The 13,821-nt window shown below is 64.3% G+C and carries 9 protein-coding genes; 4 read left to right on the top strand and 5 right to left on the bottom strand.

Annotated features, from left to right (window positions below):
* Positions 1–4 precede the first annotated feature (4 nt).
* Entirely contained in the window at positions 5–1,924 is a 1,920-nt protein-coding gene (locus Q6A48_RS07780; RefSeq protein ID WP_304553277.1) for an ATP-binding cassette domain-containing protein, read from the bottom strand.
* Between the two features lie 224 nt (positions 1,925–2,148).
* On the opposite strand from Q6A48_RS07780, the gene Q6A48_RS07775 reads away from it, so the two are divergent.
* Positions 2,149–4,077: a transglycosylase SLT domain-containing protein gene (locus Q6A48_RS07775; protein WP_304553276.1), complete on the top strand. Its 1,929-nt coding sequence runs from the start codon at positions 2,149–2,151 to the stop codon at positions 4,075–4,077.
* 191 nt (positions 4,078–4,268) lie between these two features.
* Here Q6A48_RS07775 and Q6A48_RS07770 read toward each other — a convergent pair whose 3' ends face one another.
* Positions 4,269–6,038 (bottom strand): ABC transporter transmembrane domain-containing protein, encoded by a 1,770-nt coding sequence (locus tag Q6A48_RS07770; RefSeq protein WP_304553275.1) that lies wholly within the window; start codon positions 6,036–6,038, stop codon positions 4,269–4,271.
* Between the two features lie 252 nt (positions 6,039–6,290).
* Between Q6A48_RS07770 and Q6A48_RS07765 the strand changes: the two genes are divergently transcribed.
* Complete coding sequence (locus Q6A48_RS07765; protein ID WP_304553273.1) at positions 6,291–6,470, top strand: PA1571 family protein; 180 nt, start codon at positions 6,291–6,293, stop codon at positions 6,468–6,470.
* A gap of 86 nt (positions 6,471–6,556) precedes the next feature.
* Here Q6A48_RS07765 and pdxB read toward each other — a convergent pair whose 3' ends face one another.
* Positions 6,557–7,699, bottom strand: a complete 1,143-nt coding sequence (pdxB, locus tag Q6A48_RS07760; protein WP_304553272.1) for a 4-phosphoerythronate dehydrogenase PdxB — start codon at positions 7,697–7,699, stop codon at positions 6,557–6,559.
* Between the two features lie 293 nt (positions 7,700–7,992).
* Between pdxB and Q6A48_RS07755 the strand changes: the two genes are divergently transcribed.
* Positions 7,993–9,387 carry an MATE family efflux transporter gene (locus Q6A48_RS07755; protein ID WP_304553270.1) on the top strand — a complete coding sequence of 465 codons (1,395 nt, stop codon included), beginning with the start codon at positions 7,993–7,995 and terminating at the stop codon, positions 9,385–9,387.
* On the opposite strand, the gene tusA is transcribed toward Q6A48_RS07755, so the two are convergent.
* The gene (gene tusA, locus Q6A48_RS07750; RefSeq protein WP_304553268.1) at positions 9,384–9,635 is read right to left on the bottom strand and encodes a sulfurtransferase TusA; all 252 of its coding nucleotides are present in this window, start codon (positions 9,633–9,635) and stop codon (positions 9,384–9,386) included. The two genes, Q6A48_RS07755 and tusA, sit on opposite strands and share 4 nt — an antisense overlap.
* A gap of 145 nt (positions 9,636–9,780) precedes the next feature.
* Positions 9,781–10,869 (bottom strand): 23S rRNA (cytidine(2498)-2'-O)-methyltransferase RlmM, encoded by a 1,089-nt coding sequence (gene rlmM, locus Q6A48_RS07745; RefSeq protein ID WP_304553267.1) that lies wholly within the window; start codon positions 10,867–10,869, stop codon positions 9,781–9,783.
* A 173-nt stretch (positions 10,870–11,042) separates the two neighbouring features.
* Here rlmM and acnA point away from each other — a divergent pair, with 173 nt between their 5' ends.
* Entirely contained in the window at positions 11,043–13,784 is a 2,742-nt protein-coding gene (acnA, locus tag Q6A48_RS07740; RefSeq protein WP_304553265.1) for an aconitate hydratase AcnA, read from the top strand.
* The last annotated feature ends 37 nt before the right edge of the window (positions 13,785–13,821 follow it).

Below are 13,821 nucleotides of genomic sequence, written 5' to 3'. Positions count from 1 at the left end.
CGGATCAAGCGTCCAGTTCGGCCCAGCGCTCGACCAGGGCATCCAATTCGGCCTGCAACTGCTCCAGGTGGGCGATCACCTTGGCGGTTTCGGCCGCCGGTCGCTGGTAGAAGCCGGCGTCGGCCATTTCGGCCTCCACCGCTGCGATCTGCTGTTCCTTCGCCTCGATATCGCCTGGCAGGGCTTCCAGCTCACGCTGCAGCTTGTAGCTGAGTTTCTTCTTGGCCGGGGCTGGCGCCGCAGCCGCGGCAACCGGGGCGGGCTCGGCCTTGACCACGGCCGAGTTCAGGTCGGCCTTGCCGGACTTGCTCTCGGTCACGCCCAGCAGACGCGGCGAGCCGCCCTGGCGCAGCCAGTCCTGGTAACCACCGACGTATTCGCGAACCAGGCCTTCGCCTTCGAACACCAGGGTGCTGGTGACCACGTTGTCGAGGAACGCCCGGTCGTGGCTGACCATCAGCACGGTGCCGTTGAAGGTCAGCAACACTTCTTCCAGCAGCTCCAGGGTTTCCACGTCCAGGTCGTTGGTAGGTTCGTCGAGCACCAGCAGGTTCGCCGGCTTGCTGAACAACTTCGCCAGCAGCAGACGGGCACGCTCACCGCCAGACAGTGCCTTGACCGGCGTGCGGGCACGCTGCGGGCTGAACAGGAAGTCGCCGAGGTAGCTCAACACGTGGCGGCTCTGGCCATCGATCTCGATGAAGTCGCGGCCTTCGGCGACGTTGTCGATCACGGTCTTTTCCAGGTCCAGTTGATGGCGCAACTGGTCGAAATAGGCCACGTCGATCTTGGTGCCCTCTTCCACCTTGCCGCTGCTCGGGACCAGGCCACCCAGCATCAGCTTGAGCAGGGTGGTCTTGCCGGTGCCGTTGGCGCCCAGCAGGCCGATGCGGTCGCCACGCTGCAGGACCATGGAGAAATCCTTGACCAGGAACGGACCGCCGGGATGGGCGAAGCTGACGTTCTCCAGCACCATCACCTGCTTGCCGGATTTCTCTGCCGTCTCCAGCTGGATATTGGCCTTGCCGGTACGCTCGCGGCGTTCGCTGCGCTCGACGCGCAGGGCCTTGAGGGCGCGCACGCGGCCTTCGTTACGGGTACGACGGGCCTTGATGCCCTGGCGGATCCAGACTTCTTCCTGGGCCAGGCGCTTGTCGAACAGGGCATTGGCGGTTTCTTCCGCCGCCAGCACCGCTTCCTTGTGCACCAGGAAACTGGCGTAGTCACCATTCCAGTCGATCAGGCCGCCACGGTCCAGCTCAAGGATGCGGGTGGCCAGGTTTTGCAGGAAGGAACGGTCGTGGGTGATGAACAGCACCGCGCCCTGGAAGTCCTTCAGGGCTTCTTCCAGCCAGGCGATGGCGCCGATGTCCAGGTGGTTGGTGGGTTCGTCCAGCAACAGCAGGTCGGGCTCGGACACCAGGGCCTGGGCCAGCAGGACGCGACGACGCCAGCCGCCGGACAATTCGGCGAGGGTCTTGTCAGCGGGCAGCTGCAGGCGACTCAGGGTGCTGTCGACCAATTGTTGCAGGCGCCAGCCGTCACGGGCTTCGAGGTCTTGCTGGACATGCATCAGCTTATCCAGGTCGGCATCGGTGACGATGTTCTGGCTCAAGTGGTGATATTCGGCCAACAGCGCGCCGACACCGTCGAGGCCTTCCGAGACCACGTCGAACACAGTCCGCTCGTCGGCTACCGGCAATTCCTGCGGCAATTCGCCGATCTTCAGGCCCGGCGCGCGCCAGACCGACCCGTCATCGGGCTTCTGATCGCCCTTGACCAGCTTCATCATGCTGGACTTGCCAGTGCCGTTGCGGCCGATGATGCACACCCGCTCACCACGGGCGATCTGCCAGGACACCTTGTCCAACAACGGCATGGCGCCGAAAGCAAGGGACACATCGCTGAATTTGAGCAGGGTCATGAGCTTCTCCAAAAACCGGGCGCGCATTCTACCTGAGAAGCGCCCGGCGAGGGCCGCCAATTTCGTTGCCAAGGCGCTCTTTCGCGGTTATGCCGTGCAAATGTTGCGAACTTATACCGACGGCCCCGCAAAGCTTTCGCCCGTTGCTGGCAAAAGGCTAAGCTACAAGCAGTTACCCCGGGCTCACCCCTGGGCTTGTCATGTTTTTTCTGCCCGGATGTCTCATGCGCAGTCGCCTTCTCAGTGTTTTATCGTGTCTATTCGTGTGTGCCACTGCCGTTCAATCCGCCCAGGCCGTGGATATCTCCACCCAGCGCCAGTACTACGATGAGGCCAAGCGCGCCTTGGCCAAGGGCGATTCCGGTCCCTATTTCCGCTATAGCCAGGCCCTGCGCGACTATCCGCTGGAACCGTATCTGGCTTATGACGAACTAACCGCTCGCCTCAAGAGCGCCAGCAACGCCGAGATCGAGAAGTTCCTCGCCGAACACGGCGACCTGCCCCAGGCCAACTGGATGAAGCTGCGCTGGTTGCGCTGGCTGGCCGAGCGCGGCGACTGGGACACGTTCGTCAAGTACTACGACCCCAAGCTGAACTTCACCGAACTGGACTGCCTCAACGCGCAATACCAGCTCAACCACGGCCTGAAGGCCGAGGGCTACGCCAACACCGAAAAGCTCTGGCTCACCGGCAAATCCCAGCCCGACGCCTGCGACACCTTGTTCGGCCTGTGGGCCGCCCAGGGCCAGTTGACCGAACAGAAGCGCTGGGAGCGCGCCAAGCTCGCCGCCCAGGCGCGCAATTACCCCTTGGCCAACAGCCTGGTCAACGGCCTGACCACCCTCGCCCCCCGTGGCAAGCTGTTGGTGGACGTGGCGCAGAAACCCGAACTGCTCAACCAGCCGTCGCGCTTCCTGCCGGCCGATGAGCCGATGTCCGACATCGTCAGCCTCGGCCTGCGTCGCCTGGCCCGCCAGGACCCGGACAAGGCCATGGCGCTGCTGGACGGCTACGCCAGCACCATGCGCTTTTCCCGGGATGAAAAAGTCGCGATCGCCCGGGAAATCGGCCTGACCCTGGCCAAGCGCTTCGACAGTCGCGCCCTGGACGTCATGACCCAATACGACCCGGAACTGCGGGACGACACCGTTTCCGAATGGCGCCTGCGCCTGCTGCTGCGCCTGGCTCGCTGGGACGACGCCTACCAATTGACGCGCCGCTTGCCCGAGTCGCTGGCCAGCACCAACCGCTGGCGTTACTGGCAAGCTCGCACCCTCGAACTGGCCCAACCGCAAAACCCCGAGGCGCTGGCGCTCTACAAGCACCTGGCCCGTGAGCGGGACTTCTACGGTTTCCTGGCCGCCGACCGCTCCCAGTCGCCATACTCACTGGTCAACAAGCCCCTGGTGATGAGCCAGGCGTTGATCAACAAAGTGCGCAATACGCCGGGCGTACGCCGTGCGCTGGAGTTCCACGCCCGTGGCGACATCGTCGATGGGCGCCGCGAGTGGTATCACGTCAGCCGTCACTTCAACCGCGACGAGATGGTCGCCCAGGCCAAGCTGGCCTACGACCTGAAGTGGTATTTCCCGGCGATCCGCACCATCAGCCAGGCCAAGTACTGGGACGACCTGGACATCCGCTTCCCGATGGCCCACCGCGACACCCTGGTGCGCGAAGCCAAGGTCCGGGGCCTGCATTCGAGCTGGGTGTTCGCGATCACCCGCCAGGAAAGCGCCTTCATGGACGACGCCCGCTCCGGCGTCGGCGCCGCCGGCCTGATGCAATTGATGCCCGGCACGGCCAAGGAAACCGCGCGCAAGTTCAGCATTCCCCTGGCCTCGCCACAGCAAGTGCTGAACCCGGACAAGAACATCCAGCTGGGCGCCGCCTACCTGAGCCAGGTCCACAGCCAGTTCAACGGCAACCGCGTCCTGGCCTCGGCGGCCTACAACGCCGGCCCGGGTCGTGTCCGCCAATGGCTGCGGGGCGCCGACCACTTGAGCTTCGATGTGTGGGTGGAAAGCATCCCCTTCGACGAAACCCGCCAATACGTGCAGAACGTGTTGTCCTACTCGGTGATCTACGGCCAGAAACTCAACTCGCCGCAACCACTGGTGGACTGGCATGAGCGGTACTTCGATGACCAGTGAGTGTTAGCCGACAGCTGCGCCTGAGCAGAAAAATGCCCGCACTGGAAGATGCGGGCATTTTTTTGGCCGGTTGCTGGCCCTTGTTTGGGAACCTGCTCGCGATGGCGGCAGGCCCGCAACATTGACGCCGAATGTCACACCGCTATCGCGAGCAGGCTCGTTCCCACATTGGGTTTCAGTGGGCCACGAGCTTATGCCTCGGGCCCACCCTGCTGATTGAACTGCAACGCCGCCAATCGCGCATACAGCGCATTGCTGGCGACCAGTGCCTGATGAGTACCCACGGCAACGACCTTGCCCTGGTCCATCACCGCGATCCGGTCGGCGTTCTTGACCGTGGCCAGGCGGTGGGCGATGACCAGGGTGGTGCGGTTTTTCATCAGGCTCGGCAAGGCTTGCTGGATCAGGTGTTCGCTCTGGGCATCGAGGGCGCTGGTGGCTTCGTCCAGCAGCAGGATCGGCGCATCCACCAGCAGCGCCCGGGCAATGGCCAGGCGCTGGCGCTGGCCGCCGGACAGCCCGAGGCCGCCGTCGCCCAGGTGGGTCTGGTAGCCGTCGGGCATTTTCTCGATGAAGTCGTGGGCGTGGGCGATCTGCGCCGCTTCGCGGACCTGTTCGGAGGTCGCCTGCGGGTTGCCGTAGCGGATGTTTTCTTCGACCGTGCCGAAAAACAGCGCCGGGCTTTGGGAGACCAGGGCGAAATGGCGGCGCAGGTCCAGGGGATCGAGCTGGGTCAATGGCACGCCGTCGATGAGAATGCGCCCCTGCACCGGATCGTAGAACCGCAGCAACAGGTCATACACCGTCGACTTGCCCGCCCCGGAAGGCCCGACCAGGGCCAGTGTCTCACCGGCCTGGATGGTCAGGTCGAGACCGTCGACCGCATAGCTGTCCGGCCGGGAGGGATAGGAAAAACGCACGCCTTCGAGGCGCAGGTCGCCCCGGACCCGCTCCGGCAACGTCACCAGGCCGGTGCTCGGTGGCTGGATGATGTTCTCCGAGCGCAGCAACTCGGCGATACGCTCCGCGGCCCCCGCCGCCCGTTGCAACTCGCCGATCACTTCGCTCAGCGTCCCGAAGGCACTGCCGACGATCAGGCTGTAGAACACGAAGGCGGCCAGCTCGCCGCCGGAAATCCGCCCGGCAATGACGTCCATGCCACCCACCCACAGCATGACGCCCACCGCTCCCAGGACCAGCACGATCACCAGGGTAATCAGCCACGCCCGCTGGGCGATACGCTTGCGGGCGGTGTCGAAGGCCTGCTCCACGGTCACGCCAAACCGCTGTTCATCCTGGACCTGGTGGTTGTAGGCCTGCACGGTCTTGATCTGGCCGAGGGTTTCGGAGACGTAGCTGCCGACGTCGGCGATGCGGTCTTGGCTGAGCCGCGACAGGCTGCGCACCCGGCGGCCGAACAGCAGGATCGGCGCCAGTACCAGCGGCAGGGCAATTACCACGATGCTGGTCAGCTTGGGGTTGGTGACGAACAACAGCACGATGCCCCCCACCACCATCAAGGCATTGCGCAGGAACAACGACAGCGACGAACCGATCACCGACTGCAGCAAGGTGGTATCGGCGGTCAGGCGCGACTGGATTTCCGAACTGCGGTTGTTTTCGTAGAAGCCGGGGTGCAGGTAGACCAGGTGGTTGAAGACCTGCCGGCGGATGTCGGCCACCACCCGCTCGCCGATCCACGACACCAGGTAGAAACGCGCGAACGTGCCGACCGCCAGCGCCAGTATCAACACCATGAACAGGCCGATGGACTGGTTGAGCAGGTGCGGCGAGCGGGTCATGAACCCCTGGTCCACCAGCAACCGGATGCCTTGCCCCATGGACAAGGTGATGCCGGCGGTGACAATGAGCGCCAACAAGGCGCCAGCGACCTGTTTGCGATACGGCGCGATGAAGCCACTGGCCAGGCGAATGGCGCGGCGATGTTGGGAAGAAAGCATCAGAAACGTCCGATAAAGGGAAAAGAGCCGCCAACGGCACCGAAACGCAACGGAACCAAGTTGAATCAGAATGAGTCCGCTTGAATATGACCGCAACGACTAGCGGCTAGATGTTATCGGTCTAAAGTCTGGCTGGAAACGCGACAGTGTTTCTGGTTGAGTACAGGGGTCGCCATGGACCCACAAGGAGTGTCATGGCTCGGTCACCTGGCGACATTACAGTAGGCACACAACCTGATGAGGAGACAGGCCATGTCCTTGCAATACAGCAGCGACGACAAGATCCAAGTAATCCGCACGCAACCGGACCAGTCCCTGGGCTGTTCGTTCATCGATGCCCAAGGGCGCGAAGTTCCGATCACCGAGGACATGATCCAGAAGGCTTGCAGCGAGCTGGAAAAACGACTGGTCAAGCCTGCCGAACAAAAGTGATACAGCCCGTCTTCGCCTGAACCCGACCCTCGTGTCGGGTTTTTTGTGCCTGCCGATTTTTGCAGACGACTGGGAGCGCGCCGCCTTTAAAGGACACTAGCACCCAGCGCCGTGACGATCTGGTGCAAGACCGGCGACGGCCCGTCGATACGAACCTTCAGGCTGTCGATCTCCCGGCGTGGCGGGTAGTGCTTGCGCAACGCATCGAAGGCACTGCGCTGCTCGCTGGCAGTGCCCACCAGGCTGCGGCGAAAGTCCGCATCGTCGCGGCGCGGGTCGTACACGCCACGGCACAGCGCGGCCAATGCCCACGCCGGGTCGGTGGCGGCGTCCAGGGTGAGGCCGCCGAGCCAGGGCCGAGGCAACAGGTCGCCGAGGCTGACTTCAACCGGCTGTTGCAGGAAATCGCACAAGGCTTCGTAGATCTGCGCGGTGCCGCGCTGGCGACCATCGAGGCTGTAGCCGGCGATGTGCGGGGTGGCGATGACACACAGGTCGGCCAGGTCCACGTCCACGGTCGGCTCCTGCTCCCAGACGTCCAGCACCGCTTGCAGGTCTTCGCGCTCCAGCAGCACCTGGCGCAACGCCGCATTGTCGATCACCGGCCCACGGGCCGCATTGATCAGCCAGGTCCCGGGCTTGAGCCGGTTCAAACGCTCCGCGTCGAAGAGGTGCCAGGTCGGTTGTTCGCCGTCGCGGGTCAGCGGCGTGTGCAGGCTGATGACGTCGCATTGCTCGATGATCTGCTCCAGGCTGACGTAGTCGCCCCCCTCGGCGGCCTGGCGCGGCGGATCGCAGACCTTCACGGCCCAGCCAAGCCCCTTGAGCACCTCGATCAGGCGCCCGCCCACCTGGCCTGCGCCGACCACGCCGAACGTCCGTTGCCCGAGGTCCGCGCCCTCTATTTCAGCCAGGGTCATGAGACTGCCCAGCACGTAATCCACGACACCCCGGGCGTTGCAACCCGGGGCACTGGCCCAGCGGATCCCGGCTTCGGCGAAATAGTCCAGGTCCAAGTGATCGGTGCCGATGGTGCAAGTGCCCACGAAGCGCACCTTGCTGCCTTCCAGCAACGCCCGATTGACCTGGCTGACCGAGCGCACCAGCAATACATCGGCCTGCTCGACCATCGCCCGATCGATACTCCGTCCGGCCACACGGCGGATTTCACCGAAACCATGGAAAAAGGCATCGAGCAGGGGGATGTTTTCGTCGGCGACGATCAGCATGGCAGGGCTCCTTTGGCGGGGTGGGCAGTGTAGGCGTTCCGTTGGACCTGTGCATTAACCGAAGCGAATGATGTTGTGGCGAGGGGATTTATGTGGGAGCAAAGCTTGCTCGCGATGCAAGCACCTCGGTTCCTAGGGAGACCGCATCATCTTCGTCGCGGGCAAGCCTTGCTCCCACAGGTGCTCGGAAATTGAAAAAGCGATTACAAATCCCCAACACAGGTTTTTTCCTGACCAGTGCGTCAAGGCGTAGAATTCGCCGCCTTGCGCTTATTCTTTCGGACGCTTCGCCTGTGAAACCTGTGATCAACACACCGCCCCTCCTCTCCCGCCCTGCCCGGGTCCGCCTGGAGTTCAAGACGCTGCTGGCCCTGGCCGTGCCGATCATGGTGGCGCAACTGGCGACCACTGCCATGGGCTTCGTCGATGCGGTGATGGCCGGCCGCGTCGGCCCCCGGGACCTGGCGGCGGTGGCGCTGGGCAATTCGATCTGGGTGCCGGTGTTCCTGTTGATGACCGGTACGTTGCTGGCCACCACCCCGAAAGTCGCCCAGCGCTTCGGCGCCGGCACATTTCACGAAATCGGCCCGCTGGTGCGCCAGGCCCTGTGGCTGGCGCTGGCGGTGGGGTTGATCGCCACGCTGGCGCTGTTCAGCGCCGAACCGATCCTGCACATCATGAAGGTCGATCCCGAATTGATCGGCCCGTGCATGGAATACCTGCGTGGCATCGGCACCGGCCTGCCGGCGGTGGCGCTGTACCACGTGCTGCGCTGCTTCAGCGACGGCCTGGGACGTACCCGGCCGGCGATGGTGCTGGGGTTGTGCGGGCTGGCCCTGAACATTCCGCTCAACTACATCTTCATCTACGGGCACCTGGGCGTGCCGGCCATGGGCGGCGTCGGTTGCGGCTGGGCCACGGCCATCGTGATGTGGTTCATGGCCCTGGGCATGGCCGGTTGGGCCCGGTGGGCGCCGGCCTACCAGTCGAGCCGCGTGTTCAGCCGTTTCGACTGGCCACAATGGGCCGTCCTCCAGCGCCTGCTGGGAATCGGACTGCCGATTGGCATCGCGGTATTCGCCGAGTCGAGCATTTTCGCGGTGATTGCGCTGTTGATCGGCAGCCTCGGCGCCACGGTGGTGGCCGGGCACCAGATCGCCCTGAACTTCAGTTCCCTGGTGTTCATGATCCCCTATTCCTTGGGCATGGCCGTGACGGTACGGGTCGGCCAGGCACTGGGCCGCGGCCAGCCCCGTGAAGCGCGCTTCGCCGCGGGCGTGGGCATGGGCACCGCGCTGGCGTATGCGTGCCTGTCGGCGAGCCTGATGTTCGCCCTGCGCGGGCCGATCGCCGCGATCTACACCGCCGATCCGGTGGTGATCGAGGTCGCATCGATGCTGATCGTCTACGCGGCGCTGTTCCAGTTTTCCGACGCGATCCAGGTGACAGCGGCGGGCGCGCTGCGCGGCTACCAGGACACGCGGGTGACGATGATCCTGACGTTGTTCGCCTATTGGGGCATCGGCCTGCCCGTGGGCTACGCCCTCGGCCTGACCGACAGGCTCGGCGCGGCCAGCGGCCCGAGCGGCTTGTGGCAGGGCCTGATCGTGGGCTTGAGCTGCGCGGCGCTGATGCTGTCGATCCGCCTGGCCCGCAGTGCGCGCCAGCAGATTCGCCTCAGTCGTTAGGCGAGTTTCTTGCGGATCCAGTAGCGGTAGGTGCCGTCCACTTCGTCTTGGCCCACCAGCTCGTGGTCGAGAAACACACAGAACTTAGGGATGTCGCGGCGCGTCGAGGGATCGGTGGCGATGACTTTCAGCAGCCCGCCGGGCGCCAGGTCGCGGATGTGCTGGTGCAGCATCATCACCGGCTCGGGGCAATTGAGGCCGGTGGCATCCAGCGTGCCGTCGACCGGCGTGTCGTTCATTTCACTCATGTTCTACTCCTGGAACTGGCCGGCATTGTCGCGCAATGTCGGTCCTGAGCAAAGTCTGTGGGGCAGCAAACATGTCGGAGCAAGACTGTGGGAGCAAGGCTTGCCCGCGATGCAGGCACCTCGGTCTCCCTGACCGCGTCATCGTTCATCGCGAGCAAGCTTTGCTCCCACGGGGCTTTTTCGTGTCCAACCGCCGCAGATGGCACGTCACTTCCTCGCGGTCGTGGTACAGCTGCTTGCAACCGATCTCGACTGTGATCCCCCGAGCCTTGAATCCGTCGGCGATACGTTCAAGCAGGCGCTTCACTTCGGTATAGCGCTGTTTCATCGGCAACTTGAGGTTGACCACCGCCTCGCGACAATGCCCCTCGCCGATCCACTCCTCCAGCATCGCTGCGTTGCGCGCCGGTTTCTCGACGATGTCGCAGACCATCCAGTCCACCGGCTGCCTGGGCTTGAAGGTGAAGCCGTCCGCCATCAGGTGCTGCACCAGGCCGGTGTCCATCAGGCTCTCGGCCATCGGCCCGTTGTCGATGGCCGTGACGAGCATGCCCCGGTTGACCAGTTGCCAGGTCCAGCCGCCTGGCGCCGCGCCCAGGTCCACCCCGGTCATGTCGCTGTGCAGGCGCTCGTCCCACTCCTCGCGAGGAATGAAATGGTGCCAGGCCTCTTCGAGCTTGAGGGTCGAACGGCTGGGCGCTTCCCGGGGGAACTTCAGGCGCGGGATGCCCATCGGCCACATCGCCGAATTGTCGGCCGGGGCCAACCCCAGGAACACTTCGCGGCCGCTCTTGAAGGTCAGCAGCAGGCGCGGCTTGTGCGGGTCTTGCACCAGCTTGCCGGCGGCGGCCAACGCCTTGCGCAACGGGCCTTCGAATTTCCTGCAGAAGTTCGACAGTTCCTTGCCATCGTTGGTGTCCAGCACCTCCAGCCACAGGCTGCCACAGGCCGGGAACTGCGCCATGTGCGCCAGGATGACGCTGATGCGGTCGGTTTCCGGCAACTCGATGAAGGTGCCGCGGGCCCATTGGCGCGGGAAAATCAGTTCGGCGAACCGCTGGCCGCGCATCAGCCGTTCGGCGCCGTCCTCTTCGGTGCAGACAAATTCGGCACAGGCGCTGGCCGGCTTGGCCTTGGCGTAGCCGGCCACGTTGAGCCGGGCCGCGTGTTCGGCGATCTCGGAGCAGACCTCGCCCTCGAAGCCGGGCCGGCAGTGCATGAAAAGCGTGTTCATTGAAACTCCGTAGCAAAGCCTGTCACGAAAACCGGCGCATGATAGCGGACTTCGGAACCCCGAACCTGTCCATAGAGTCCAGTGATTAGTCATACGCTCGAAACAGAGCTAGGTTAAAGGCTCTGTCCGTCCCCGTCAGTCCGTAGCCGTGCGGACTCAAAGGAGTGATTTCAATGCCGTCCCTCGATAGCCTGAAGACCCTTAAAACACTGCAAGTCGACGCCAGGACCTACCACTATTTCAGTCTCCCGGACGCTGCCCGCAGCCTGGGCGACCTGGACAAGCTGCCCATGTCCCTGAAAGTGCTGCTGGAGAACCTGCTGCGCTGGGAAGATGAAAAAACCGTCACCGGGGCCGACCTCAAGGCCGTGGCCGGGTGGCTCAAGGACCGGCGCTCCGACCGCGAGATCCAATACCGTCCGGCCCGGGTACTGATGCAAGACTTCACCGGCGTCCCGGCGGTGGTCGACCTGGCCGCCATGCGTGCCGCCGTGGAAAAGGCCGGCGGCGATCCCCAGCGAATCAACCCGCTGTCACCGGTGGACCTGGTGATCGACCACTCGGTGATGGTGGACAAATTCGCCAGCAGCCAGGCGTTCGAGCAGAACGTCGACATCGAAATGCAACGCAACGGCGAACGCTACGCCTTCCTGCGCTGGGGCCAGAGTGCCTTCGACAACTTCAGCGTGGTGCCACCGGGCACTGGCATCTGCCACCAGGTCAACCTCGAGTACCTGGGCCGCACCGTGTGGACTAAAGAAGAAGACGGCCGCACCTATGCCTTTCCCGACACCTTGGTGGGCACCGACTCCCACACCACCATGATCAACGGCCTCGGCGTACTGGGCTGGGGCGTCGGCGGGATCGAAGCGGAAGCGGCCATGCTCGGCCAACCGGTGTCGATGCTCATCCCCGAGGTGATCGGGTTCAAACTCACCGGCAAACTGCGCGAAGGCATCACCGCCACCGACCTGGTGCTGACGGTCACGCAGATGCTGCGCAAGAAAGGCGTGGTGGGCAAATTCGTCGAGTTCTATGGCGACGGTCTTGCCGACCTGCCCCTGGCCGACCGCGCCACCATCGCCAACATGGCCCCGGAATACGGCGCCACCTGCGGTTTCTTCCCAGTGGACGAAGTGACCCTGGATTATCTGCGCCTGTCCGGGCGGCCAGCGGAAACCGTGAAACTGGTGGAGGCCTACTGCAAGGCCCAGGGCCTGTGGCGCTTGCCTGGCCTGGAGCCGGTGTTCACCGACACCCTGGCGCTGGACATGGGCAGCGTCGAGGCCAGCCTCGCCGGTCCGAAGCGCCCTCAGGACCGGGTCTCGCTGCCCAACGTCGGCCAGGCCTTCAGCGACTTCCTCGGCTTGCAGGTCAAGCCCACCAGCAAGGAGGAAGGCCGCCTGGAAAGCGAAGGCGGTGGCGGGGTCGCGGTAGGCAATGCCGACCAGGTCGGCGAAGCCGAGTATGAATACGAAGGCCACACCCATCGGCTGAAGAACGGCGCGGTGGTCATCGCGGCCATCACCTCCTGCACCAACACGTCCAACCCCAGCGTGATGATGGCCGCCGGGTTGCTGGCCAAGAAAGCCGTGGAAAAGGGCCTGACGCGCAAACCCTGGGTCAAGAGTTCCCTGGCGCCCGGCTCCAAGGTGGTCACCGACTACTACAAGGCCGCCGGCCTGACCGAGTACCTGGACCAACTCGGCTTTGCCCTGGTGGGCTACGGTTGCACCACCTGCATCGGCAATTCGGGGCCGCTGCCGGACCCGATCGAGAAAGCCATCCAGAAAGCCGACCTGACCGTCGCGTCGGTGTTGTCGGGCAACCGCAATTTCGAAGGCCGGGTCCATCCCCTGGTGAAGACCAACTGGCTGGCCTCGCCACCGCTGGTGGTGGCCTACGCCCTGGCCGGCACCGTGCGCATCGACATCAGTAGCGAGCCCCTGGGGAACGACCGGGACGGCAAGCCGGTGTACCTGCGCGATATCTGGCCGAGCAGCCAGGAGGTCGCCGACGCCGTGGCCCAGGTCAACACCAGCATGTTCCACAAGGAATACGCCGCCGTGTTTGCCGGTGACGAACAATGGCAGGCCATCGAAGTGCCGCAAGCGGCGACCTACGTCTGGCAGGACGACTCGACCTATATCCAGCACCCACCGTTCTTCGATGGCATTGGCGGGCCGCCACCGGTCATCAAGAACGTCGAAGGCGCCCGGGTCCTGGCGCTGCTCGGCGATTCGGTCACCACCGACCACATCTCCCCGGCCGGCAACATCAAGGCCGACAGCCCGGCCGGTCGCTACCTGCGCGAACAAGGCGTGGAGCCGCGGGACTTCAACTCCTACGGTTCGAGGCGCGGCAATCACCAGGTGATGATGCGCGGCACGTTCGCCAACATCCGCATTCGCAACGAGATGCTCGATGGCGAAGAAGGCGGCAACACGATCTACATCCCCAGCGGCGAAAAAATGCCGATCTACGATGCCGCCATGCTCTACCAGGCCACCGGCACCCCCTTGGTGGTGATCGCCGGCCAGGAGTACGGCACCGGCTCGAGCCGCGACTGGGCGGCCAAAGGTACCAACCTGCTGGGGGTCAAGGCGGTGATCGCCGAAAGCTTCGAGCGTATCCACCGCTCCAACCTGGTGGGCATGGGCGTACTGCCCTTGCAGTTCAAGCTCGACCAGAACCGCAAGAGCCTGAACCTCACCGGCAAGGAAACCCTGGACATCCTCGGGCTGGACGGCGTCGAACTGACCCCGCGGATGAACCTGCCCCTGGTGATCACCCGCGAGGACGGGCGCCAGGAACGGATCGAGGTGCTGTGCCGGATCGACACGCTCAATGAAGTGGAATACTTCAAGGCGGGCGGGATCCTGCATTACGTCCTGCGCCAGCTGATCGCCGGGTAAACACGATCCCGTGGGAACGGGCCTGCCCGCGAATACC

Source organism: Pseudomonas citrullilanati, assembly GCF_030580855.1.
GTDB classification, from domain to species: Bacteria; Pseudomonadota; Gammaproteobacteria; order Pseudomonadales; family Pseudomonadaceae; genus Aquipseudomonas; species Aquipseudomonas citrulli.
Note: the sequence above shows the minus strand (reverse complement) of the source record. Positions and strands in the feature narration are given on the sequence as shown.

Excerpts from the sequence above, each read along its gene's own strand:
- Q6A48_RS07765 (WP_304553273.1), top strand. The coding sequence starts at position 6,291 with ATGTCCTTGCAATACAGCAGCGACGACAAGATCCAAGTAATCCGCACG.
- tusA (WP_304553268.1), bottom strand. The coding sequence starts at position 9,635 with ATGAGTGAAATGAACGACACGCCGGTCGACGGCACGCTGGATGCCACC.
- rlmM (WP_304553267.1), bottom strand. The coding sequence starts at position 10,869 with ATGAACACGCTTTTCATGCACTGCCGGCCCGGCTTCGAGGGCGAGGTC.
- Q6A48_RS07770 (WP_304553275.1), bottom strand. The coding sequence starts at position 6,038 with ATGCTTTCTTCCCAACATCGCCGCGCCATTCGCCTGGCCAGTGGCTTC.
- Q6A48_RS07780 (WP_304553277.1), bottom strand. The coding sequence starts at position 1,924 with ATGACCCTGCTCAAATTCAGCGATGTGTCCCTTGCTTTCGGCGCCATG.
- Q6A48_RS07775 (WP_304553276.1), top strand. The coding sequence starts at position 2,149 with ATGCGCAGTCGCCTTCTCAGTGTTTTATCGTGTCTATTCGTGTGTGCC.
- pdxB (WP_304553272.1), bottom strand. The coding sequence starts at position 7,699 with ATGCTGATCGTCGCCGACGAAAACATCCCCCTGCTCGATGCCTTTTTC.
- acnA (WP_304553265.1), top strand. The coding sequence starts at position 11,043 with ATGCCGTCCCTCGATAGCCTGAAGACCCTTAAAACACTGCAAGTCGAC.